The following is a 24,449-nucleotide window of genomic DNA, read 5'->3' as shown; positions in this document are numbered from 1 at the left end:
GGCGCCCCACTAAGCTCCACGGTATCTGCCTGTGGCGCCGAAAATCCCCGCAATGGTTGGAGGATAGCCGGGGCAAGTCGTAAGTTTGTGAAGCTCACATTCCATTAGCATCTCCCCTACCATGAAAAAAGGTCTACTCCTGCTGACGGCTGCCGCTTCGCTGGCCCTGGGCGCCTGCAACAAGCAAACCTGCCCGGCTTACTCGAAAGCCTCGACCCAAGTAGCCGAGCCGGTGGCTTCGGCCGCTGCCCCGGCCGCTCGCCAGTAGCCGGTCGCGCTTGCTGCTTCAGCCCGACGGGCGCCCTTTACGGGGTGCCCGTCGGGCTTTTTTTAGGCTCTTTTGGGATTGGCCCAGTAATGCAGCCAATTGCACAACGATATAATTACAAATAAAATATTTCTAATACGCACAAACTAAACCCTGAAGCTACATCGTTGATACACCGCATATCAGCCAATATGTAGATCAACATTTTTTACTTTTTCCATGAAAAAGATTTCAATAGCCGCTGCAGTAGCCCTGGCAACGGGCCTGGCTTCGTGCCAGACCAAATGCCCGGCTTACACCCAGAAAGCGGCCAACCGCCAGGCATCCGCCATCACAGCCAGCGTGGCCCAGGCCCCGGCTGAGCGGCAGTAACTCATAAGGTTACGTTAGGGGCGTAACCTTGGCGTCCCGGCAGGCAGGCTTCAACGCGGAAGCTGCCCGGCCGGGACGCCACTTTTTTTGGGGCTAGAGCCTAAACCGCCGAATCGGCCGCCAGAATCAAATCGGCGGCGGCGGCCAAGTCGGCGGTGCGGGGCTCGTAGGCCAGCGGCTCGTCGGGGCCCACTAGGATGGCGCGCACCCCCACTTTGGCGGCGGCCTGCAGGTCGCGGGCTCGGTCGCCCACCAGCCAGCACCGGGCGGCATCGAGGCGGAAGCGGGCCAGGGCTTTTTCCAGCATCAGCGAGTCGGGCTTGCGCAGCAGCGACTCCGACACCGACGGGTGGCCCGGCGCGAAGTAGAACGCGTCGATGAGGTGGCCGCAGGCTTCCTGCAGCTTTTGGTGGCAGGCTGCTACGTCGGCGGCGGTATAAAAGCCCTTGGCAATGCCGGCCTGGTTGGTCACCACGATGAGCCGGTAGCCGGCCGCGTGCAGGCGCTGCAGGGCGGCGGGCACGCCGGGCAGCACCTGAAAGTCTTCGGGGCGCCACACGTAGGTTCCGATTTCGGCGTTGAGCACCCCGTCGCGGTCAAGGAAAACGGCTTTGGCCGTGGCTGCGTCAGTCATGCGGGCAAAAGTACCTGCTTTTCGGGGCCTGCTGCCCCAAGGAATAGCGGCGGCTGGCGCACTACCTGCTATTTTTGTGGCTTCGGCGGTTTTCACAGCAGCATGAACGTAGCAATTATTGGAGGCGGCATTACGGGCCTGGTCACGGCCTGGCACCTGCAGCGCCGCGGCGCCACGGCGCACGTATTTGAAGCCGGCGAAGCGGCGGGCGGCAATATGCGTACCCGGCACCTGCCCGGCGGCTACGTGGTGGAGCTGGGTCCAAACTCCCTGCAGCTCAGCCCCGAACTGGAGCACCTGATTCAGGAGCTGGGCCTCGCCGGAGAGGTGCAGGAGCCGGCCGCCGTGAGCAGCCGCCGCTACGTGGTGCGCGACGGCCAGGTGCGCGAGCTACCGGGCAAGCCGCAGCAGTTGCTGTTCAGCGGCTTTTTCAGCCTGGGCGCCAAGTTCAACGTGCTGCGCGAGCTGCGCCGCCCCGCCCAGCCCATCGACCCGCAGGAAACGCTGGCCCACTTCGTGCGCCGCCGCTTTGGCCAGGAAATCGTCGATTACGCCCTCAATCCGTTCGTGTCGGGCATCTACGCCGGCGACCCGGAGCAACTGCTGGTGCACAAGACCTTCCCGCTGTTGCCCGCCCTGGAGCAGCAGCACGGCTCGGTGCTGCGCGGTTTCGCCAAATCGATGAAGGGCGCGGCCCGGCGGCGCATCATTTCGCTGCGCGGCGGCCTGCAGGTCCTCACCGACGCCCTGGTGGCGCAGCTACCGCACCTGCACCTGCGCACCCGCGTGGAAGCCCTGCTGCCCCAGCCCGACGGCCGCTACCGGCTGCGGCTGGCCGACCGGCCGGCCCTGGCCGAAATATTCGACGCCGTGGTGCTGGCCCTGCCCGCCTACGCCGCCGCCCCGCTGCTGCAGCCCCTCGATAACGAAGCGGCTGAGGCCCTAGCCGCCGTGCACTACCCGCCTATGACGGCCGTGCACACGGCCTACGACCGCAGCGCTATTCAGCACCCGCTCAACGGCTTCGGGGCGCTAAGCCCGCGCGTGGAACAACCCGTGGCCGCCGGCACGTTGTGGAGTAGCTCCCTTTTTCCGGATCGGGCGCCGGCCGGGCAGGTGCTGTTCACGTCCTTCGTGGGCGGGGCGCAGTACGAAGCCCTGGCCCAGCAGACGGATGAGCTGCTGCTGCTGGCGGTGCGGGCCGAGCAGGAGCGCCTGTACGGGCTCCGACCAGGCGCTGAGGCGCGGCTGCAGCACATTTTTCGCTGGCCCCGAAGCATCCCTCAGTTCGATTCGCGCATCATAGGAGCACACGCGGCGGCCGACGCACTGGAGGCCCGCGGCGTGTGGACGGTGGCCAACTGGCGCGCCGGCGTGGGCATGCCCGATTGCCTGCGGCGCGCCGAGCTGGTGGCCCAACAAATAGCTACGGCCGCGTCGTAGCCGAATTCTTACCTTTGGCTTAATGAACGATTCGCTCGTCATCATACCGACCTACAACGAACGGGAAAACGCCGAGCTGATCATCAGGAAGGTGTTTTCGCTGCCGAAGCTATTCGATGTGCTCATCATCGATGACGGCTCGCCCGATGGCACGGCCGACGTGGTGCGTGCCCTGCAGCAGGAATTTCCGGACCGCCTGCACCTGGAGGAGCGCCGCGGCAAGCTGGGGCTGGGCACGGCCTACCTGCACGGCTTCAAGTGGGCGCTGCAGCACGGCTACGGCTACATCTTTGAGATGGACGCCGACTTCTCGCACAACCCCGACGACCTGGTGCGCCTTTACCAGGCCTGCACTACCGAGGGCAACGACATGGCCATCGGTTCGCGCTACATCACCGGGGTAAACGTGGTGAACTGGCCCATGGACCGCGTGCTGATGTCGTGGTTTGCCTCGGCCTACGTGCGCTTCATCACCGGCATGCCCATCATGGATGCCACCGCCGGCTTTAAGTGCTACTCGGCGCGGGTGCTGCGCACCATCACCCAGAACAAGATTCACTTCGTGGGCTACGCCTTTCAGATCGAAATGAAATGGCTGGCGTTCAAGCACGGTTTCCGCATCAAGGAAGTGCCGATTATCTTCACCGACCGCACCCGCGGCGCCTCCAAAATGTCGAAGGGCATTTTCAAGGAAGCCTTGCTAGGCGTGGTGCAAATGAAGGTCGGCAGTTGGTTTCGGCAGTACCCGCAACCCGGTGAAACCGGCCCCGCGACGGCCCAGCCGGAAACGGCTGCAACCCCGGCTCCGGAAACGCGGTAAGGCTTTGCAACGAAGCCGTGCTGCTACGTTGACTTCTTACGCGCGCCCCGCATGATTTCTCCTTGGTTCTGGGTTGGCTTCAACCTGTTCGTGCTGGCCATGCTGCTGCTGGACCTGCTGGTGCTCAACCGCAAGGCCCACGTCATCCGCATGCGCGAAGCGCTGGCGTGGAGCGCCTTCTGGATTGCGCTGTCCCTGGCATTCAACTACTTCGTGTACCGGGAGTTCGGCCGCGAGGCGGGTATGAACTTCCTCACGGGCTACCTGCTGGAGAAGGCGCTGAGCGTGGACAACCTGTTCGTGTTCCTGCTCATTTTCACCTACTTCAAGGTGCCGGGCGAGTACCAGCACAAAATCCTGTTCTGGGGCGTGCTCGGCGCGCTGGTGCTGCGGGCCGTGTTCATCGTGCTCGGGGCAGCGCTCATCAGCAAGTTTGCCTGGACGCTCTACCTGCTCGGGGCCTTCCTGGTGTACACCGGCGTGAAGATGGCCACCAGCAGCGGCGACCCGGACATCGACCCGGAAAACAACCCGGTGGTGAAGTTTCTGAGCCGCCACCTGCCCATCACCTCGCGCTACGAAGGCGGCAAGTTTTTCGTGCGGCGCGAGAAGCTGCTGTTTGCCACGCCCCTGTTCGTGGTGCTGGTGATGGTGGAAACCACCGACGTGGTCTTCGCCGCCGATTCCATCCCGGCCATCCTGGCCGTCACGCAGGACAAGTTCATCGTGTACACGTCCAACGTGTTTGCCCTGCTGGGGCTGCGCGCCCTCTACTTCGCCCTGGCCGGCCTGATGGCGCTGTTTCACTACCTGCACTACGGCCTCTCGCTGATTCTCATCTTCATCGGCGCGAAGCTGCTGCTGCACGATTTCTTTGCCATTCCCACGGAATGGGCGCTGGGCACGGTGGCGTCGCTGCTGGCCCTGTCGGTCGTCGTTTCGCTGCTATTCCCGAAGAAGGACGTGCCGATAAAGCAGCCGGAGGAGCTGCCGGACGGCCCCACGGCTTAGCCTCCCGGCCACCTGCTGTAAACCACCGCGCCCCGACCAAGCGTACTTGGCCGGGGCGCGGTGATTGTGGGGCATTGATCCGGGTTAGTTGCCCGGTCTGGCCGGCGGGGCCTGCTCTTCGCGCGGCTGGTTGGTGTTCACGCCTTCGTCGGGGGCCCCACCGGTGTTGAGCAGGTCGATGAGGTTGATGGGTTCCGACAGCGTGGTGTCGGCCAGCACCTGCCGGGTGGTGTCGGGGCGGGCCGCGAAGCTCATGAACTGCCGCGCCGGGCCGTTGAGGCTCACCGAGCGGCTCAATCCGTCGGCTTCCGCCTCCGGAATGTAGCCGCGGGCGGCCATGATGTCGGCAATCAGGCGGAAGAAGTAGCGCGTGCTGCGGCGCAGGTCGCCGTAGGCGTCAAACGACTGGCGGGCGTACTTGGGCTTGGGAATGATGCTGGCCAGGTACAGGCTTTCCTGCAGCGTGAGGTTGGCCGGCTCCTTGTCGTAGTAAAAGCGGGCGGCTTCCTTCACGCCGTACACGCCCCGCTCGCCCGAGGGCCAGCGGTAGCGGCTCGGGCCCCACTCAATGATGTTCAGGTACACCTCCATCATGCGCTGCTTGCTCACCAGGCGGGTGTTTTCGATCAGCCACACCATCAGGGCTTCTTCGGCCTTGCGGGCAATGGTTTTCTGGCGCGTCAGAAACACGTTTTTCACCAGCTGCATCGAGAGCGTGCTGCCGCCGCGGGCGAAGCGCTTTTCCTTGATGTTCTGGATGGCCGATTTCACGAAGGCCTTTTCCATGAAGCCCTTGTGGGTGAAAAAGCGCGGGTCTTCGGCCGTGATGATGGCGTACTTCAGGTAGTTCGACACCTGATCGAAGGGCACGAAATCCGGGTTCGAAGGCCCCACCATGAAAGTCTTGAGCGAGTCGCCCTTGTCGTTGTAAGCCGTGTAGGGAAACTCCGTGTTGAGCAGGCGCAGGTCGGTCTGGCCGAAGCGCGTGATGCGAAAATCCTTGGCCGTCAGCCCCGAGTCGAACTTCAGGCTGTCGACGCGCTGCATGTCCAGGGCGGCGCTCAGGCGGTACTTGAGCGTGCCGGTGCCCTGCATGCCCTGCACGGCCTCAAAAATGCCCTGCGGCAGCGAGGCGAAGAAGTCGGTGGCGGGCGTCTCGGCCGATTCCACGTTCAGGGCCACCAGCAGGCCGCGCAGGCGCGGGCTGTAGTTGAGCGTGTTCGGGTCGGGGCGGCGGCCCAGTTCGGCGGGCGTGCGCAGCTTGATGCTCACCTGCGGGTACGCCTCGATCTTGTTCAGCCGCACCTTGCTCCCTTTGTCCAGCGCGAGGTAGTTCTGGCCCAGCGTGGCCACGAAATCGATGCCGCCGCGGCGCACCACCACGTCGGTATCCGAGATTTTGGCGTGGTTCAAACGGAAGTTGCTGGCGGCCGCGGCCCCGCGCACGGTCAGCTGCTCGTCGTCGAAATCCTTGCCGGCCAGGCTCAAGTGTAGGGTATCGAACTGCACGCGGGCTCCGTAGCGGCGCTGCAGGAAGGGCAGCACCACCGGCTGGCGGTTCTGCCCGAACACCTGCACGTCGAGGTTTTCGTCGCCCTGCTCCACGTGGCCGGTCAGCCCGATGCGGTTGGTGACCGAATCAAGTTCCACGGTCAGCTGCCCGGTCAGGTCGCCGTCCTCAATGGCCAGATGGGGCATGGTGAGGCGGGCCTGGTGGCGGGGGCTCTGGTACGTGGCGAGGAAGTCGCGGAAATCGGCCTGCCCAGGAATGTTGTCCAGGCCCGCGTCGAGCAACTGGTTGAGCACGGCCCCGTAGTTGGTGCCCTTGGTCGTATCGCGCTTGACGGCCGGAGCGGCCCCGCGCTTCTTGAGCAGGAAGCCGTAGTTATCGAGCCCGGCGGCGGTTTTGCGAGCCTCCAGGCGGGCCTGGTGGATCTGCAGGTCGCTGAACACCGGGCGGCGCGCAAACAAGGAGCGCAGCGAGATGCTCACGTTCAGGCGGCGGGCCGTCAGCAGCGTGTCGCGCAGCCCCTCGGTGGGCACCAGCCCCAGCCCGTCGATCTGCACCGAGTTCAAATTGGTAAAGCGGGCCGGGCCCAGGGCCAGCGTGACGGGGTATTTGCGCTCCACCTTGGTTTTGACTTCGCCCAGGGCGTAGCGCAGCAGCTCTTCGCGCTTCAGCAAAAACACGCCGAGCCCGATGAGCAGCAATGCCGCCACCGAGCCCAGGCTCCAGTACAATATTTTCTTGGTCTTCGGCTTCACGCGCGCTTCTGAAGGAGGTAATCGGCGGCCGCCCAGGCCACTTTCGTGCCGAACCGGAACTGCCGCTGGAACAAAAGTACCATAAACTGCCCCTACGCGCCGAGTTAAGTTGCGTTGCCGGGTCGCTACCTTCGCGGGCGAATCAATCCGGAGCGCCGCGCCGGGCAGGCAGGAGTTAGTGCTTCAGTGCCTGTAACCCCGGCCGCGGGCTCCGCCGTTCCGCCCTATGCTGCACGACGCGCTGACGCCCCTCTCCGCCCTCTCGCCCCTCGACGGCCGCTACCGCCGCCAGACCGCCCCGCTGGCCGCCTACTTCTCCGAACTGGCCCTGATTCGCTACCGGGTGCTGGTGGAAGTGGAGTATTTCATTGCCCTCTGCGAGTTGCCGCTGCCCCAGCTCACCGGCGTCGACGCGGCCGTGTTCGAGCCGCTGCGCCGCCTCTACCAGGACTTCACCGAGGCCGACGCGGAAGCCGTCAAGGCGCACGAGCGCGTGACCAACCACGACGTGAAAGCCGTGGAATACTGGCTGCGCGACCAGTTCGTGCGCCTGGAGCTGGACGCGTACCTGGAGTTTATTCACTTCGGCCTGACCTCGCAGGACGTGAACAACACGGCCGTGCCGCTGAGCCTGCGCGAGGCCCTGCAACGCGAAATCCTGCCTGCCTACGAGCAGCTCATCGACCAGTTGCGCGCCTTCGTGGCCCAGTGGGAGCAGGTGCCGATGCTGGCCCGCACCCACGGGCAGCCGGCTTCGCCCACCCGCCTGGGCAAGGAGCTGGCCGTGTTTGTGGCCCGCCTGGAAGCCCAGCTGACGCTGCTCCGGCAGGTACCGTTCGCGGCCAAGTTTGGCGGGGCTACCGGCAACTTCAACGCCCACTACGTGGCCTACCCCCAAACGGACTGGCACGCTTTCGGCACGCGCTTCGTGAACGAGCAGCTGGGCCTGCACCGCTCCTTCCCGACCACGCAGATTGAGCATTACGACCACCTCGCCGCCACCTGCGACGGGCTCAAGCGCCTCAACACCATTCTCATCGATCTGGCCCGCGACGTGTGGCAGTACATTTCGCTGGGCTATTTCCGCCAGCAGGTGAAGGCCGGCGAGGTAGGCTCCTCGGCCATGCCGCACAAGGTCAACCCCATCGACTTCGAAAATGCCGAGGGCAACCTGGGGCTGGCCAACGCCGTGCTGGAGCACCTGGCGGCCAAGCTGCCCATCTCGCGCCTGCAGCGCGACCTGACCGACAGCACCGTGCTGCGCAACCTGGGCGTGCCGCTGGGCCACATCCTGATTTCGCTTACGGCCCTGCAGCGCGGCCTGGGCAAGCTGGCCCTCGACGAAACCGCCCTGCGCCGCGACCTAGAGGCCAACTGGGCCGTGGTGGCCGAGGCCCTGCAGACCATCCTGCGCCGCGAGCGGTATCCCGACCCCTACAACGCCCTGAAAGCCCTCACGCGCACCGGCGGGGCCATTTCCGCCGCTACCATCAGCGAGTTTGTGGACGGCCTAGACGTAAGCGAGGAGGTAAAAACGGAATTGCGGGCCGTTTCACCCTGGAATTATGTGGGTGCTTAATAATAATATCTATATATTTATAAGCATTTAATAAAGTCAGGGTCTCGACTTTCATTCATGCTCCGGTAAAAGCCGCGCGTGCAAGATGCTTTGGCACTCTTGTGCGCGCGGTTTGCTTGCTGCATTGCTGGAATTTATCCTTCCGTCCCCGCACCGCCGTTCCACCTTTGCATGACCATGGATGAAAGTATTCAAGCCAAAATCGCAGAAATAGCCCCCATTGCTGAGTATTTCCCCGGCGTAGTCATCGTGCACAACATCCGCACGTTCTGCGTCGAGTACATGTCGCCGCGCGGCCTGGAACTGCTGCGCACCACTCCCGAAGAGCTACGGGCCCTGGGCCCTGAGTACAACACCCGCTTTTTCAACGCTGAGGAGTCGGTGGAGTACGTGCCCAAGATCTGGGGGCTGCTGGAAAACAACGACTTTGACCAGGTCATTTCGTTTTTTCAGCAGGTGCGCACCACCGAAAGCCCCGACTGGAGCCTGTACATGACGACGATGAAGCTGCTGCTGCGCGGCCCCGACGGGCTGCCCTTGCTGCTGATCTGCTTTGCCTGCCCGGTGGACCCGGGCAGCCACGTCACGCTGAACGTGCAGCGCCTGCTCGAGGAAAACCACTTCCTGCGGCGCCACCAGCAGCAGTATATGCAGCTCACGGCGCGCGAGCGGCAGGTGCTGCGCCTGCTGGCCATGGGCTACAGCGCCCCGGAAGTGGCCGCGGAGCTGCACATCGCCGCCCACACGGCCGAGACCCACCGCCGCAACCTGCGCCGCAAGCTGCAGGCCGATTCCGTCTTCGCCCTCGGCCAGTACGCCCGGGCGTTCAACCTGATTTAGTCTATCCCCCGGCCACGTCCGGGTTTGCCTACGCCACCAGCATGTCGCACCCCGACGCTTCCTCCCCCCTGCTCGTGCCCCCCACGGAGCAGCACCCGGCCACGGCCCGGCAGCAGGCCCGCATGGCCGCCGCCGTGGCCGAAATTGCCGCTACCGCCGACTTTCATCCGGGCGTCATCATTGTCGCGAACCTGCTTGTCGACCGCGTCGAGTACATGTCGCGGCGCGGCTTGCACGAGCTGCGCACGACGCTGCCGGAGCTGCAGGCACTGGGCCCGGGCTACTGGGCCAAGTATTTTAACCCGGCCGATGCCGCGGAGCTCCTGCCCAAGGTGTACGAGATGATTCAGAACCCGGACCCCTGGGCCTCCGTGAGCATATTTCAGCAGGTGCGCACCGCCCCGGATGGCAGCTACGTGTGGCACCTGAGCGCCACGCGCGTACTGCTGCGCGACGAAGACACCGGCCAGCCGCTGCTGCTGATTACGTCCTCCGTCCCCATCGACCCGTTGCACCACGTAACGCACAAGGTGAACCGGCTGCTGGAAGAAAACACCTTTCTGCGCCAGAACGCGCCGCGCTTTGCCGCCCTTACCACCCGCGAGCGGGAGGTGCTGCGCCTGCTGGTGCTGGGCCATAGTGCCCCGGAAATAGCGGCATTGCTCCATATTTCTCCCCAAACGGCCGAAACCCACCGCCGCAACATCCGCCAGAAGCTCGGCGCGGAATCGGTGTTCGAGCTGAGCGAGTATGCCCGGGCCTTCGACCTGATCTGACACCGGTTCGGGTTGCCACCGCCATCAGCCGCTCACATCTGGGTGCCAGCCCGGTGGACCCGTCCAGCCACGTGATGCTGAAGGTGCAGCGCCTGATTGAGGAGAACCGCTTCCTGCGGCGCCACCAGCAGCAGTACGTGCAGCTCACGGCGCGCGAGCGGCAGGTGCTGCGCCTGCTGGCCATGGGCTACAGCGCCCCGGAAGTGGCCGCGGAGCTGCACATCGCCGCCCACACGGCCGAGACCCACCGCCGCAACCTGCGCCGCAAGCTGCAGGCCGACTCGGTCTTTGCCCTCGGCCGGTACGCGCGGGCTTTGAGCTTGGCCTAATTTATTCATATACCAATATTTACACACATAAAATACCAGGAAGTGGGTATAGGATAAGTAGAGGCAAGGGAATGAAATTTGTAGGATTTTTCCAACCATGCTGCAACCTGTGCTCCACGTCTACTGAGCTCCTATTTCATTGTATTATCTGCTCGTTCGGCCCGCCTGAAGGGTCCCTCAACATTATTTTTTTGGGTTGCGGTCGCTCCATGGCGCCGCCTGCCGCTGCATAGCTCTGCCTGTAGTCCGAGCGGACTTTCAGCCTGGCGGTCTAGCCCAGATTAATTCCCCTGCTATTCCAGGTCCACAAGCAACCCGGTTTTTCCCCGAGTTGCACCTTCTCTTCTACACACACCTTTCTTCAACCACCTTTCTATGCACACACTTTTTACGCGTCGAACAGCCGGCGTCGGCAAGCCGCCTTGGGCTTGGCTGAGGGTATGTATGCTGCTCGTGAGCAGCATGGGGGCTGCAGCCCAGTCAACGGCTCCTCCGACCACATTTAACTTCAATGGGTCATACCCTAATTACATAGGGTCTCCCCAAACGTATACGGTGCCGGCCGGCGTAACTCAGCTACAGGTAGCGGCCTCGGGCGTTAGCGTTAGCGAGGTGTCCAGGGGTGCTTTGGTTACGGCCACGATTCAAGTAGTACCCGGCGAGGTGCTTACGGTAGTCGCCGGCGGCCCTGGCCTTACGGCCCTGGGCAACGGCGACCCGGGAGCAGGTGGGTACAACGGTGGGGGCATGGGCGGCAGAGCGACCGGCGTTGCTTCGTTTCAACCGGGTGGCTCAGGCGGCGGCGGCGCTACCGACCTGCGTCGTATCAGCGGGGCCACCGCCGCCAACCCCTTAGAGGGCGGCACGCTAGCCAGTACCCTGGGCGCACGTCTGGTGGTAGCCGGAGGCGCAGGGCAAGGATCCAGTGCCGGCACCAATGGGACCAACCTCATGGATGGTCGGGCCGGTACCAGCAGCGCGGGCGGTGCCGGTGGCACCGGGGCCTTCAATGGCTGGAGTGGCTCGCTCGGCGAAGGCGGCGCTGGCGCTACCGGTCAATCAGCCGGTGGCTGGGGCGGCGGCGGCGGCTATTACGGCGGCGGCGGCGGCGCGGTCAATGGAGGCCAGTATGGTGCCGGCGGCGGCGGCTCAAGCTATGTTCAACCAACCGCTCTGGTAAGTGGTACTACCCCCACCTTTGGCCTGCGTCCTACTAGCATTGGGGGTGCAGCCGGCACGCTTACGCTCACGCCCGTTTACAGCACGACGCCCACGCTGACGTCCTTCACGCCTACTACCGGCCCGGCCGGCACCAGCGTGACCCTCAACGGCACCAACCTCACCGGCACGACCGCCATTGCGTTTGCCGGCTCGAGCAACAACACCGTCACGACGGGTTTCACCGTCAACGCGGCCGGCACGCAGATTACCGGCGTTATCGTGCCTGCTGGCGCAACCAGCGGCGCCATCCGCGTAACCACCCCTAGTGGCACGGCTACCTCGGCTACGTCCTTCAACGTCACGATACCTGCGCCAACCATTACGGGCTTCTCGCCCAGCAGCGGCATTGCGGGCACGACCAGCGTAGTCATCACCGGCACGAACTTCTCCGGCACACCCATCGTGCGCTTCTACAATGCCTTCGCCACCAATGTAGTGGTGAACAGCAGCACGCAGATGACCGTGACCGTGCCCACGGGGGCCCGCACCGACTTTATCCACGTCACCACCCCGGGCGGCGGCGTGTTCTCGCCCACCCAATTCCGGGTGAGCAACTGCCCGGTGCCCTTCACCTTCACGGTGACTCCCTACGTGCAATGCGTAGGCCGTACTAGCTTGGTGAACGTCACGTCTACCGACAACGAACAGTACGTGTTCACGCTGGAGAGAATTGGCGGAGTAGCTCCCCCCACGAATAGCAGTTCCCCTATGACGGCCAGCTATACGTTCGGCGCGGGCGGCTTGGCGAACGGATACGCCCAGTACCGCATTACGGCTTCGGCCAACGGCTGCAGCACCTCGCAGGACTTTACCCTGACTATCCAGAACCCTCCTGCTCCGTCGGCCGCACCGGCTACCCGTTGCGGGCCGGGCAGCGTTACACTCACGGCCACCGGCGCCCCGGCCGGCGCCACGTACGAGTGGTTTAACAGCCAGATGTCCGGTTCGCCGCTGGCCTCGGGACCATCCTTCACCACACCGGTACTGCCTGTTGGGCAGACGACTTACGGCGTCCGGTACCGTGAAAGCACCGGCAGCTATTGCGACAGCGACTTCCGGCCCGTCACGGTTACGGTTACTTCGGGCCCGGCCACACCCACCGCAACGGGCAGCCCCTCGACGGTGGCGGCCAACCAGCCGATTACGCTGAGCGTGACCAACCCCGACGCCAACCTGACTTATACCTGGACGGGGCCGGGCCTGCAAAGCACTACCGGCGCTACCGTCACGGCCCGCGTTACCAGCCAAGGCACGGCCCAGTACACCGTGGTGGCCAGCAACAGCAGCGGCTGCAGCAGCACGGCCAGCGCCCCGGTCAGCATTACGGTGCAGGGCGCCCCGAACATCAGCAGCTTCACACCCGTTTCCGGCCCGGTCGGCACGGCCGTAACCATCAATGGCAACAGCTTCACAGGGGCGTCGGCCGTCCGGTTCAACGGTACCAGCGCCGCGTATACGGTGGTATCCGCGACGCAGATTACCACGTCGGTGCCGACGGGCGCTACCTCCGGCTCGATCAGCGTGACCACGCCCATCGGCACGGTCTCCTCGCTCGGCGCCTTCACCGTCACGGCTCCCGCGCCGACCATTGCCTCCTTCACCCCCGCCAGCGGCCCGGTGAACATGCGCGTCGACATCACCGGCACCAACTTTACCGGCGTGTCGTCGGTGACGTTTACCGGCAACGGCGGCCCGGTACAGGCCAACATCTCGACGGCTAACGCGGGCGTGATTAGCGTCAACGTCCCGGTGGGGGCCATCAGCGGCCCGATCCGCGTGACGACGCCCGGCGGCACGGCCGTGAGCAGCACCAACTTCACCGTGCAGCCCGATCCGGTGGTGTACTCCTTCACGCCCGCCAGCGGCGCGCCAGGCACCCAGGTGGTCATCACCGGTGCCAACTTTACGGGAGCCCAGATTGTCTCCTTCAACTCGACCTTCCTGTTCGGCAGCGGCTTCGTGGTGAACTCGGACAATCAGATTACGGCTACCGTGCCGACCGGCGCCACGACCGGCCCCATTGGTGTAAACACGGGGGGCAGTACGGGCTTCAGCGCCACGAACTTTACCGTGACGGCCCCGGCCCCGACCATCAGCAGCTTCACGCCCGCTTCGGGTCCCGCTGGCACGAGCGTCACCCTGACCGGTGCCAACTTCACCGGCGCTACCGCCGTGCGCTTCAACAGCCTTGCCGCGACGTTCACGGTCAACTCCGCTACGCAGATCACCACGTCGGTGCCCACGGGCGCCACCTCGGGCCTGATCAGCGTGACGACCCCTGGCGGCACGGGTTCCTCCGCTAGTTCATTCACGGTGCCGGTGCCCAACGCGGCCCCGACGGCCTTGACCCTGAGCAACAGCAGCGTGGCGGAAAATCAGCCGAACAACGTCCTTGTCGGCTCCTTCTTCGCTACCGATCCGAACCCCAGCGACACCACGCACACCTACACGCTGGTAACCGGCGTGGGCAGTGGCGGCAATGGCAACTTCGTTATCAGCGGCCGCCGCTTGCTCGCCAACACCACGTTCGACTTCGAAACCCAGGCCAGCTACTCCATCCGGGTTCGGACCACCGACCAGGGCGGGCTCTGGTTGGAGCGCACGTTCACCGTCACTGTTACCAACGTGGCCGACGTGCCGACCATCACGGCCTTCACGCCCTCCAGCGGTTCGGGTGGCACGAGCGTGACGGTTACGGGCACGAACCTATTCAACCTCACGGGCATTTCGGTCAACAACGTGGCCGTTACCACGCCCTTCGTCAACGACCCGGTAAGCGGCACGCAGGTGTGGTTTGATGTGCCGGCAACGGCTACTACCGGCCCCATCCGCATCACCACCACGGCCGGCACGGCTACCTCGGCCCCGAATTTCGTGGTGGGCACGGCCCCGGCCATTTTCGCGGTGAGCCCGGCCAGCGGCCCCGCCGGCTCGGCCATTGCCCTGCATGGTGCGGGCTTCACCGGCACTGCCGGCTTAATCTTTACCCCCGGCGGGGCTGCGGCCTTCACGGTGGTATCGGACAGCCTGATTCGGGCGACGGTACCGGCAGGCCTTGCCCCCGGCCTGACGCAGCTGACCATCAGCGGCCCCAACGGCTCGGCCACGGCGCCGGGCGGCTTCACCGTCGTCAACAACGTATCGAACCTGGTGGTGAGCAGTGCGCAGACCGTAACCGGCACGTATAACAACGTCACGGTCACGGCCACGGGCGCCGCCACGCTGACGGGTAACCTGACGGTGCAAGGCACGCTGCTGGTACAAGCCGGCGGCCTGCTCGACGACGGCGGCTTTCTCATTACCGGCCTGGGCAGCTTTGCGCTGGCCAGCAATGCCACCCTGGTAACCCGTTCGCCGCAGGGCATCAGCGCCACGGGCAGCACGGGCGGTATTCAGGTGAGCGGCACGCGTACGTTCTCGCGCCACGCCCGCTACCGCTACAGCGGCACCGCCGCTCAGAACACGGGCTCGGGGCTCCCCGCGCAGGTACGCGAACTGTGGATTGCCAACGGCAGCCCCGTCACGCTCACGCAGCCGGTGGCCATTCGTGGGATGCTGACGCTGGCCGCGGCCGGGAACCTGGTGACGGGCGGGCAGCCCCTGCTGCTCCTCTCCGACGCCGATACCACGGCGCTGGTGGTTAACGCCGGCACGGGCCTGGTGCAGGGCACAGCCACCGTGCAGCGCTACCTCAGCCCCAGCCTGAACGCAGGCCTGGGCTACCGCCACCTCACGGCGCCCGTGCAGGGCACCAGCATGGCCGACCTGACCACGCCGCGCTCCGCGCCGGTAGCAAACCCGGCGTACAACACGTCGGCGACGCCCGGAACCGTTACGCCCTTCCCCACGGTGTTTGGTTACGACCAGGCCCGCGTGGTGAGCAGCCCGGCTACCACCTACTCGGCGTTCGACAAGGGCTGGTTCTCGCCGGCGTCGACGACGGACCCGCTGCTGGTAGGCCGCGGCTACACGGTGGAAGTGCCCGGCAATGAAACGGTGGACTTCCAGGGTACGCTCACCACGGGCACCCAGGCGCTGTCGTTCAGCCGCGTGCGCAATGCCGAGGCCGGCTGGCAGCTGGTGGGCAACCCCTACCCGGCCCCGCTCGACTGGAGCCGCGTGACGGCCGCAGACCGCGCCGGCCTGGATGCCGCCATGTACGTCTACGAAAGCACCGGCCGCTACATCGGGCGCTACCGCAGCTATGCCAATGGCATCGGCACCTCGCCGATTCTGCCGCTGGGCCAGGCGTTCTTCGTGCGCGTGGCCGATACGGCCACGACCGGCTCGCTCACGCTGCGCAACGCCCACCGCCTGACTGCGGTGGACGCAACGCCCCTGCTGCGCGCCACGGCCGACACGCGGCCGCAGTTGCAGCTGGCCCTCGCGGGGGCCGGCAGCCGCGACGAGGCGTACCTATACACCGAAGCCGGCGCTTCCGCCGGCTTCGAGGCCGCCTTCGATGCGCGCAAACTGCCCAACAGCACCGGCCTGAACCTGGCCTTGCTGAGTGGCAGCACGCCGCTGGCCATTTCCGGTCTGGCGCCCATCACCGCCCCGACCATTGTGCCGCTGCAGGTAAGCGTGCCCACCCCCGGGGTCTATACGCTGGAAGCCGTGCAGCTGCTGAACATGGCCGCTGGCGCCACGGTGTCCCTGCGCGACGCCCAGACCGGCCAGGACCTGCGCCTGACGAACCAGACTGCCTACCGGTTCTCGTTGGCCGGCACCACGGCCGGCTCGCGCTTCAGCCTGGTGCTCCGCCCCGGCAGCGTAACGGCTACCACCGCAGCCCCACTGGCTCACCACCTGTCGGTGCACCCCACCCCCGCCCAGGAGTCATTTACGGTGCAGCTGCCCGCGGCCGGCCTCGGCCACCGCGCCGAAGCCGCCCTCTACAACAGCCTTGGCCAACTGGTGCTGCAACGTACCCTCCAGGCCGGCAACAACGGCCTGCGCGCCGAATTCACGGTTGCGCACCTGCCCAACGGCGTGTACACCCTGCGCCTGGCCCTCCCCGATGGCACGCAGCTCACCAAGCGGGTCATCAAACAATAGTTTCGCCATGAAATTTGCGCGTTTCCCACATACCGCCTACTTCCCCGCTTCGCGGCTAGCCCTTGCCGGCCTGCTGCTCGCAGGAAGCGGCGCCCAGGCCCAAACGCCCGGCAGCGGCGGGCCGGTCCCCGGCGCCACCCCTCCGGCGCCCACTAGCATTCCGCTCGATGGCGGCGCCTCGCTGCTGCTGGCGGCCGGCGCCGGGCTGGGGCTGCGTGCCCTGCGTCGTCGGGCCCATCGGAGCTGATTGCGGCCTGCCCGAACCGCTAACCACACAAAAGCCGCTTCCCCAGGGAGGCGGCTTTTGTCTTGGCCCGATTTGATAGATTGACTCACGTTTTTGGCGCCTCGCGCGAGTCCATGACTCCCTGATTTAAAGCGCGCAAATACCTGAAAGTGGGTATTGTAGCGGCCCTGACAAAATGCGCACCTTTGTGAATGGCTACGCCGGGGCGCCGGGATAGGGGCAGCTTACTCGACTTATTTGGTCGTTGTTGTTGCTCTTCCGGCTCCGTTCATGCCTGCCTCGTCCGCTTTGCCTGCTCACATAACCAAGCTTGTTATCAACCGGTGGCCTCCGGGCCGCCGCTTTATTCTCCCAACCGGGCCCGCTGCCCCGTTGAGGCAGTGCAAAAGCCGCTTCCAGCTGGAGGCGGCTTTTTTTATGCGCCTGAATCAATGTCAGCGGCCCGGCTAGCCGGCGGCATTGGCAGCGGAACACTAATTTTAGGCTCCGCTTCACTCCCTCCGCCCCACATGCCCGACCTCCACGGCATCACCGTTCATCCCGACTGCCGCCACTTCCGCGGTGATTTGCCCTGCCGCCCCAACAAGGAACACGGTTACCAGTGCGGCGGCTGCCCGGTGTACGCGCCGGTGCAGCAGCGCATCCTCATCATCAAGCTCGGCGCCATCGGCGACGTGATTCGGACCACGCCGCTGCTGCGCCGCCTGCGGCAGGAGTATCCGCAGGCCTACATCACTTGGCTCACGCACACGCCCGCCATCCTGCCTGCGCAGGAGGGCCCCGATGAAGTGCTCAAGTTTGAGCTCAGCAGCGTGGTGCAGCTGCAGGGCCGTGAATTCGACATTGTTTATAACCTCGACAAGGACAAGGAAGCCGGCGCCCTGCTGAACGCCATCAAAGCCGGGCAGAAGTTTGGCTACGCCCTACGCCCCTACGACGGCGTGGTGTGGCCCCAGAACGCGCTGGCCGAGCACAAGTATCTTACCGGCGTCTTCGATGAGCTGAGCCTGCAGAACCAGAAGCCCTACGTGCAGGAAATCTTCGAGCTGTGCGGTTTCGAGTTCCGGGGCGAGGAATACGTGTTTGACACCCACGCCGACAAGGGCTACCAGTGGCCCATGCTTCCGCCCGCCGGCCGCCGCGTGGGCCTGAACACCGGCTGTGGCGACCGATGGACCACCCGCCTCTGGTCCGACGAGAAATGGGTGGCGCTGATCAGTCGGCTGCAACAGGCCGGCTACCAGCCCGTGCTGCTCGGCGGCGCGGCCGAAGCCGACCGCAACCAGCGCCTGCACGCGGCCACCGGCGCCGTGTATCCCGGGCATTTCTCCCTGCCCAAGTTCATCAACCTGCTCGACCAGATGGACCTCATCGTGACGCAGGTGACCATGGCCATGCACATCAGCATTGCCCTGCGCAAGCCCACGGTGTTGATGAACAACATCTTCAACCCCTACGAATTCGACCTCTACGGCCGCGGCCAGATCGTGCAGCCCGACCGGCCGTGCGTGTGCTTCTACCGCGGCTCGTGCCGCTTGGGCACCAGCTGCATGGAGGAATTGCCGGCCGAGAAAGTCTTCGCCGCTGTGCAGCAGAGCTTGGCGAGTCAGCCGCTGTAGCAGGCCCGGCAGTTGAGCGTTGCCGTTGTCTGGTCATGCTGCGAAGTCCCACCTGCCCGGAAACCATTGATTTCGGGCCGGTGGGACTTCGCACGTCGATAGAAACAACCGGCTTCGGGCCGGTGGGACATTCTACCACGATGACAACAATGGTTTCTAGGTGGTTAGGACTGCCTACCCCGGCCAAAACAATGGGTTCCGGGCCGCTGGGCAGAACGGCTTATTCCTTGCTTTCCGGCTGGGCCACGGCTTTGAGCGCCTTCACCATCTCGTTCCAGGAAAACTGCTGCTTGTAGTGGCGGGTGCCGGCCTCGAACGTGGCTTCCTTCCCGGGGTGCGTGCAGAAGTCCACCAGCGCGTCGGCGAGGGCCTGGGGCGTGGGCGGCACCACGTAGCCCACTTCCCCGTTCGGAATCAGCTCGGCCAGGCCGCCCACGTCGGTTACCAGCATGGGCCGCTCGAAGTGGTAGGCAATCTGCGACACCCCGCTCTGCGTGGCATCCTTGTAGGGCTGCACCACCAGGTCGGCCGCGCAGAAGTAGTGGGCCACCTGCCCGTTGGGGATAAACTCGGTGGCGCGCACCAGGCGGCTTTCCAGGTGGTGCTTCCGGATGAGGGCTTCGTAGGGCGCCGCGTCCTCGTAGAACTCCCCGGCAACAATCAGCTTCACGGGCAGTCCGCGCAGCCGCTCGTCGGCGAAGGCCGTGAGCAGTGTATCGAGGCCCTTGTAGGCGCGGATAAAACCAAAGAACAGCAGGTAGCGGTACTGCGGATCAAGCCCCAACCGCCGGAGCGCCTCGGCCTTGGGCACGATGGGACCAAAGTTGTCGTAGAGCGGGTGGGGCTGGTAGCGGGCGGGCTGCTTCAGGCCCAGGCGGCGCAAATCGGCTAGCACGGCCCGGCTCATGGTCACGAAGCCGTGATTCTGCGGCAGAAAGTAGCGCGTCAGCGGCCGGTCGCCGGGGCGGGGCTCGTGCGGAATGGCGTTGTCGGTGATGGTGACGAGGCGCGTGTGCCGGTTGCCGCGCACCAGGCGGGCAATGGTGCCCAGCGCCGGCCCCATGAAGGGCAGCCAGAAGCGAAAAATCACCAGGTCGGGCCGCTCCCGGCGCAGCCGGCGCCCGACCTGCCACCAGCTCAGCGGATTCACCGAGTTGATGCTGACTTCGATGTCCAAGTCGGTGGGCCGGGGGTCGGTGCTGTACTGCGTAGTGCCCGGAAACAGGAACTCCGGGTACTGCAGGCTAAAGGTGACAATGCGTACCTCGTCGCCGGTCTCGCGAAAAGCCCGTGCCAGCCGCTCGTTGTAGGTAGCTAGCCCGCCGCGCAGCGGGTACGCCGGCCCGATGATGACTACGCGCATAGGATTGATTATTAAATGCTGATTGCTGGTGGTTGATTGTTTTTGGCACGTCAGAACGGCTAACAATCAACCACCAGCAATCAAGAAGGTAATTAGTCCAGATTCAGCCGCTCGCGCACCAGGTACTCGCGCTGGCCGTTCAACTGCACCATCTCGGCCAGGAAGCCTACCAGGAACAGCTGCACGCCAACCACCACGGCCACCAGCGCCAAGAAAAACAGCGGCTGCTCCGTCACGTCGCGGGCGCGCAGGTTGTGGCTAGCCAGCCACACCTTCTCCCCCGTCAGCCAGAGCGTAATAATGGCCCCGATGAAAAACGAGAGCACGCCCATGGTGCCGAAAAAGTGCATCGGGCGGCGTCGGAAGCGGCTTACGAACGTGATGCTGAGCAAATCGAGGAAGCCGTAGACGAAGCGCTCCAGGCCGAACTTGGTCACGCCGTACTTCCGCTCCTGGTGCTGCACCACCTTCTCGCCGATGCGCCGGAAACCGGCCCACTTGGCAATGACAGGGATGTAGCGGTGCATCTCCCCGTACACCTCGATGCTCTTGACCACGCGGCTGTCGTAGGCCTTCAGCCCGCAGTTGAAGTCGTGCAGCTGAATGCCCGAAATCCAGCGCGTCACACCGTTGAACAGCTTCGTCGGAATGGTTTTGGTCAGCGGATCGAAGCGTTTCTTCTTCCAGCCGCTCACCAGGTCGTAGCGCTCCTCGGTGATGAGGCGGTACAGCTCCGGCAGCTCCTCGGGCGAGTCCTGCAGGTCGGCGTCCATGGTACACACCACGCGGCCGCGGGTGGCGCGGAAGCCCGTGTCGAGCGCCGCCGACTTGCCGTAGTTGCGGTTGAAGCGAATGCCGCGCAGGGCCGCGTCGCCGGCCACCAGCTCCTCGATTACCTCCCAGGAATTGTCCGTCGAGCCGTCGTCCACCAGAATGACTTCGTAGCTCAGCCCGCGGGCCTGCAGCACGCGCCGTATCCACTGGGTCAGTTCGGGCAACGATTCGGCTTCGTTGAGCAGGGGAATTACGATAGACAGCTCAACGGGGAAGGTTTTCGGGGGCAGCTTACTCAAACTCGGGGCGATTGTGCTTGGTAAAGGCGGAAATAACCAGCGAAATCAGGAAGGCAAAAAAAGCCGTGCCCAATACAGCTATCAGGATTCCAATCGGGCCATCGGAGGAAAAGCGCTGCGTGGTTTGGATCATCTGATCGATCTGCTCGTCGCTCATGTTGCCACCCTCTTCCAGCTTGGCGCGCATGGCCTCCATCGCGTTTTCCTGGTATTGCGGGTCGATGAAGTTCACGTACACGTAGCGGAAGATGCCGCTCAGCAGACCGATGATGGCCCCTTCCACCGCCGCAATGGTCAGCCCTTGCCCGTAAGACATGAACCCCGCATTGTGTTGCTTGTAATAACGGTGCGCCAACACGATGCCCGCTATCAGAATGCCAAACGTCAGAAACCCGAGCCCGGCATTCTGTTCCAGCCCCGTTATCATGAGCACGAACGAGTAAATCACCGTGACGATGCCGATGATGACGCCGTAACGGAGGCCCGCGGCGGTAGAGGTGACGGAAGTTGTAGAAGTGTTTTCCATGGAAAAAGGGGTTTGAATTACGAGACGTTACCGGCGTAAAAAAACGGCACCAGGCACCGAAAGCAACAGGCCCAACAACAGTTTTTTACTAAAATCATCCGTAGCCAGCCCTTGCGGCGTGGCCGCTATGCCGGCCAGGGTGCGCTCGTACTGTTCCTTACCGCCTTTTTCCTTGAGGAAGTTGGCCCGCTCCGCCCGCACGACCTGCTCCATTTCCTGCCGATTTTTCTCAATCAGTTCCGGACCGGCCACCCGGGCCAGGGTATACACCCCAGTCGCCGACAGCAGCGCCGTCACAAAAACTGTGAGCAGCCCCGTCAACAGCGAACGGCCCAGGCCAGGGCCTTCGGCAAAGTAGCGGCGCAATTGCCACTCTGCCACCACTGCGGCAACCGGCGGTACGAATACGCTCATCAGCCGCTTCGGACCAAAAGGGTTCTGCCCGGTAGCGTACAGCAGCACGCTCCATGCGATGCAGACAACCCCGGCTATAACACCCACACGCAGGGCCGTCCGGATTACTGCTTGATTCTTCATTATGCGTCGGACCGGGTTATGGCCCCAAGCTGCAAGTTAGGCCACTTTTGCCAACCTACGGCTGGGCTGTTAAGCGGCTGTAGCCACCGTACGTTCCCCCCGCCGGGCAAAACGTAACACCAGCGCCTCGCCGAGCAGGCATAGCAGCGCCGCTACCAGGCAGTAGCGCCACAGCGGCGTACCGGTACGCTCTTCTGCAAACTGACTTGCGGCACTCCGTTCGCCTCCGGCCTCGTACACGTGCACGTTGGGATAGTTCGCGACCATCTGCCGCAGTTCCTCGGCCGAGTAGCGCGCCAGTTCAGACTCCTTCTTGTCTACGTTAAAAGCCAGCGTGCCGAGTTCTTGACCATCCTCTGTAAGCCGGTAGAACCCGGCCTGTCGCATTTCGGGCGGCAGTTGCAGATACAAACGACCGTTGCGCGTTTGCTGGGCCGGAATGAAGGTGGCGCTGTCATTGCTGAGCTTGTACACCTTTTCGCGCTCCTCGGAGCCGGCATCTGGTTGCCGCAGGACGACAGCTCGGTCGGTAAGCCGGTAAGCCGGCAGTTGCGGCGTCGACTTGCTCAGCGTAGCCAGCCGGTACATTACGGGTACAAACAGCGGATGCTCGGCGAACGTGGAGAAGCCGTTTTGCAGCGGAGATGCAAAAACGTACACCATCCCCTGCCCCCGTCGGAAGCCGGATAGGAATGGTTGCCCGTCGCGGAACTGTAGTACATCGGTTGTCGAGCGGCCCCACGTCAGCAGCGGCGTGGCCCGCGGCAAATCCGGTTGCCGCACCTGCTCTGAAAATACGTCCTTGAAAAAGGGATTTTGCCGATTGGGCATAGCCAGATCCTGCGGAGCGCTGCCATTAGCATTGTTCCACCGCACCATCGTCAGTTCCAGATCGGCCAGCAACTGGTCAAAATCCTTGCGCAAGGCAGCGTTGGGCGGCGGTACCACGACCACCGTTCCCCCTTGCTGAGCAAACTGCTGCACAGCATTGCGCTGCTCACTGCCCAGCCGGGCAGTGCCTTGCAGCAGCAGCATATCGGTAGCCGCCAGCCCAGCAGCAGTCACAGCACTGGGGTTGAGCAACGCATAGGAGAACGTGCTTTCATTGGGGTACAGTTTCTGCGCAGCCGTTGCTCCAGCACTGACGTCCATAATGCGGATACGGCCACTTGGAGTCAGCGTGAAGTAGTAGACGTTGTCGAAGGTTACGGGTAACCCTTCAAGCTCGACCCGGCCAAGCTGGGGCTTAGCATCAGCCAACCGAACGCGAACCGTATTGACGGCAGTCGCGCCGGCAGTCAGGTCTACTTGATAGCTACCGACTTGCCGGTCTCCAACCAATACTCTTACTTGAACAGCGGCCGCGTCTTGGTCGCCGCCATTGCGCACTTTTACCTGCAAAGGCAGATCCACGCCTACCCGTATGAATTCATCCACTAGATAAACACTATCGACGAAGGGATTAGCAACGGCTCCTGCCGCCATTGGCAACAAATAAACTTGGCCGGCTTCGCGCATCAGCCTAACTTGTTCAGCTCCAAAATCGGTACGCTGGAAGTCCGATAAGAGGAAAGTAGTTTGTTGAGCACGTCCTGATTGATTTAGCAAACGGCGCAACGAATTACTGATTCCGTTGCTCGCCGCCGTTATTTCTGCCCTATCCAATGTCTCGACTAGCTTGTCTGCTGACACACTGCTTGCTGCTCCTGTCTCTGCCCACACCTGATATTGGGTAGTTGAGGGCAGTACTTCGCCCATGCGGCGCATTTCGATTTTGGCGCGCTCAAGCAATGGCTGAGCATTCTCCGACTCCACTGTCATGCTGGGAGAACTGTCCAGTACCACGTTTACGCTGGCTTCAGGTACACTGCCCTGTTGAGGCGCCATCAGAAACGGTTGGCAGAACAGCAAGACCAAGAACGTCAGAAAGCCCAACCGCAATGCTAAAACAAGCAAATGCTGCAGGCGTCGTTGCTTGGCAGTAACAAGTTTTACTTCCCGGATGAATTCTACGTTGGTGAACAATATCTGCTGCGGCCGCCGTAGTTCAAATAGATGAAGAACAACTGGTACAGCAAGGGCAAATAAACCCAACAGAAACCAAGGATGCAGAAAGCTCATGCAACAGCAGGGAAATTATCCTGAATCTCAATAACGCGAAATGCAAAGAAAAGACGCCTGAACCCGGATAAGCTAGCTCCATAGAAGTTAAGCCATGCTAATCAATGCTGACATCTTACATACCGAGGGCTAAAAGAAAGCTTTCCTTCCCCAAACAAGGGTGGATACTTTCGCCAGCACGGCGCTGGCAGTAATAAGATATTACTGCCATGAGTTTACCCAGCCGCTGGGGGTTCGCGGCCAGCGCCCCGCAGGGCGCCGCTCTTTGGCCGCCGCCTGGCAGAGGCCGCCGGTACGGGGGGGGGCAAACAGGCGCGCCCCGCGGTCCAGGGCAGGACCGCGGGGCG

General features: G+C 63.7%; 19 protein-coding genes. 12 read left to right on the top strand and 7 right to left on the bottom strand.

The annotated features are described in order from the left end of the window. The first annotated feature begins 121 nt into the window (after nucleotides 1-121). Nucleotides 122-268, top strand: coding sequence for a hypothetical protein (locus tag ACYVKQ_RS19010; RefSeq protein ID WP_460676936.1), 147 nt, complete (start codon nucleotides 122-124; stop codon nucleotides 266-268). 219 nt (nucleotides 269-487) lie between these two features. Beyond that, nucleotides 488-640, top strand: coding sequence for a hypothetical protein (locus tag ACYVKQ_RS19005; protein ID WP_460676935.1), 153 nt, complete (start codon nucleotides 488-490; stop codon nucleotides 638-640). A gap of 100 nt (nucleotides 641-740) precedes the next feature. Here ACYVKQ_RS19005 and ACYVKQ_RS19000 read toward each other — a convergent pair whose 3' ends face one another. Beyond that, nucleotides 741-1,274 carry a D-glycero-alpha-D-manno-heptose-1,7-bisphosphate 7-phosphatase gene (locus ACYVKQ_RS19000; RefSeq protein ID WP_460676934.1) on the bottom strand — a complete coding sequence of 178 codons (534 nt, stop codon included), beginning with the start codon at nucleotides 1,272-1,274 and terminating at the stop codon, nucleotides 741-743. A 102-nt stretch (nucleotides 1,275-1,376) separates the two neighbouring features. Between ACYVKQ_RS19000 and hemG the strand changes: the two genes are divergently transcribed. The 3 genes from hemG to ACYVKQ_RS18985 are packed head-to-tail and all read left to right on the top strand — an operon-like array spanning nucleotide 1,377 to nucleotide 4,548. After that, nucleotides 1,377-2,717, top strand: a complete 1,341-nt coding sequence (gene hemG / locus ACYVKQ_RS18995; RefSeq protein ID WP_460676933.1) for a protoporphyrinogen oxidase — start codon at nucleotides 1,377-1,379, stop codon at nucleotides 2,715-2,717. A 22-nt stretch (nucleotides 2,718-2,739) separates the two neighbouring features. Then, nucleotides 2,740-3,537 (top strand): polyprenol monophosphomannose synthase, encoded by a 798-nt coding sequence (locus ACYVKQ_RS18990; protein ID WP_460676932.1) that lies wholly within the window; start codon nucleotides 2,740-2,742, stop codon nucleotides 3,535-3,537. Between the two features lie 51 nt (nucleotides 3,538-3,588). After that, nucleotides 3,589-4,548, top strand: a complete 960-nt coding sequence (locus tag ACYVKQ_RS18985; protein ID WP_460676931.1) for a TerC family protein — start codon at nucleotides 3,589-3,591, stop codon at nucleotides 4,546-4,548. Between the two features lie 84 nt (nucleotides 4,549-4,632). Here the strand turns inward: ACYVKQ_RS18985 and ACYVKQ_RS18980 are convergent, their stop codons facing one another. Then, the gene (locus tag ACYVKQ_RS18980) at nucleotides 4,633-6,813 is read right to left on the bottom strand and encodes a transglycosylase domain-containing protein (RefSeq protein ID WP_460676930.1); all 2,181 of its coding nucleotides are present in this window, start codon (nucleotides 6,811-6,813) and stop codon (nucleotides 4,633-4,635) included. Nucleotides 6,814-7,039: 226 nt separating this feature from the next. On the opposite strand from ACYVKQ_RS18980, the gene purB reads away from it, so the two are divergent. From purB to ACYVKQ_RS18945, 7 genes are all read left to right on the top strand, one after another. Then, nucleotides 7,040-8,392: an adenylosuccinate lyase gene (purB, locus tag ACYVKQ_RS18975; RefSeq protein ID WP_460676929.1), complete on the top strand. Its 1,353-nt coding sequence runs from the start codon at nucleotides 7,040-7,042 to the stop codon at nucleotides 8,390-8,392. 177 nt (nucleotides 8,393-8,569) lie between these two features. Beyond that, nucleotides 8,570-9,232, top strand: a complete 663-nt coding sequence (locus ACYVKQ_RS18970) for a response regulator transcription factor (protein WP_460676928.1) — start codon at nucleotides 8,570-8,572, stop codon at nucleotides 9,230-9,232. Between the two features lie 41 nt (nucleotides 9,233-9,273). Then, nucleotides 9,274-10,008 carry a helix-turn-helix transcriptional regulator gene (locus ACYVKQ_RS18965; protein ID WP_460676927.1) on the top strand — a complete coding sequence of 245 codons (735 nt, stop codon included), beginning with the start codon at nucleotides 9,274-9,276 and terminating at the stop codon, nucleotides 10,006-10,008. 53 nt (nucleotides 10,009-10,061) lie between these two features. Then, nucleotides 10,062-10,337 (top strand): response regulator transcription factor, encoded by a 276-nt coding sequence (locus ACYVKQ_RS18960; protein WP_460676926.1) that lies wholly within the window; start codon nucleotides 10,062-10,064, stop codon nucleotides 10,335-10,337. A gap of 375 nt (nucleotides 10,338-10,712) precedes the next feature. Continuing rightward, on the top strand, nucleotides 10,713-16,616 hold the full coding sequence (locus ACYVKQ_RS18955) for an IPT/TIG domain-containing protein (protein ID WP_460676925.1): 5,904 nt from the start codon (nucleotides 10,713-10,715) through the stop codon (nucleotides 16,614-16,616). Nucleotides 16,617-16,623: 7 nt separating this feature from the next. Next, nucleotides 16,624-16,863, top strand: a complete 240-nt coding sequence (locus tag ACYVKQ_RS18950; RefSeq protein ID WP_460676924.1) for a PID-CTERM protein-sorting domain-containing protein — start codon at nucleotides 16,624-16,626, stop codon at nucleotides 16,861-16,863. Between the two features lie 509 nt (nucleotides 16,864-17,372). Beyond that, nucleotides 17,373-18,482: a glycosyltransferase family 9 protein gene (locus ACYVKQ_RS18945; protein WP_460676923.1), complete on the top strand. Its 1,110-nt coding sequence runs from the start codon at nucleotides 17,373-17,375 to the stop codon at nucleotides 18,480-18,482. A gap of 220 nt (nucleotides 18,483-18,702) precedes the next feature. Here the strand turns inward: ACYVKQ_RS18945 and ACYVKQ_RS18940 are convergent, their stop codons facing one another. The 5 genes from ACYVKQ_RS18940 to ACYVKQ_RS18920 all read right to left on the bottom strand — a co-directional run bounded on the left by ACYVKQ_RS18940 (nucleotide 18,703) and on the right by ACYVKQ_RS18920 (nucleotide 24,102). Continuing rightward, nucleotides 18,703-19,845, bottom strand: coding sequence for a glycosyltransferase (locus ACYVKQ_RS18940; protein ID WP_460676922.1), 1,143 nt, complete (start codon nucleotides 19,843-19,845; stop codon nucleotides 18,703-18,705). A 92-nt stretch (nucleotides 19,846-19,937) separates the two neighbouring features. Next, nucleotides 19,938-20,918, bottom strand: a complete 981-nt coding sequence (locus ACYVKQ_RS18935; protein WP_460676921.1) for a glycosyltransferase family 2 protein — start codon at nucleotides 20,916-20,918, stop codon at nucleotides 19,938-19,940. Then, a complete protein-coding gene (locus ACYVKQ_RS18930) occupies nucleotides 20,911-21,444 on the bottom strand; it encodes a DUF4199 domain-containing protein (protein ID WP_460676920.1) in 534 nt (177 codons plus the stop codon). Before ACYVKQ_RS18930 ends, ACYVKQ_RS18935 begins: the two co-directional genes overlap by 8 nt. 27 nt (nucleotides 21,445-21,471) lie before the next feature. Beyond that, nucleotides 21,472-21,981 carry a DUF4199 domain-containing protein gene (locus tag ACYVKQ_RS18925; RefSeq protein WP_460676919.1) on the bottom strand — a complete coding sequence of 170 codons (510 nt, stop codon included), beginning with the start codon at nucleotides 21,979-21,981 and terminating at the stop codon, nucleotides 21,472-21,474. Between the two features lie 69 nt (nucleotides 21,982-22,050). Further along, a complete protein-coding gene (locus ACYVKQ_RS18920) occupies nucleotides 22,051-24,102 on the bottom strand; it encodes a BatA domain-containing protein (RefSeq protein WP_460676918.1) in 2,052 nt (683 codons plus the stop codon). Nucleotides 24,103-24,449 lie beyond the last annotated feature (347 nt).

It is taken from the genome of Hymenobacter coalescens (genome assembly GCF_054783195.1).
Note: the sequence above shows the minus strand (reverse complement) of the source record. Positions and strands in the feature narration are given on the sequence as shown.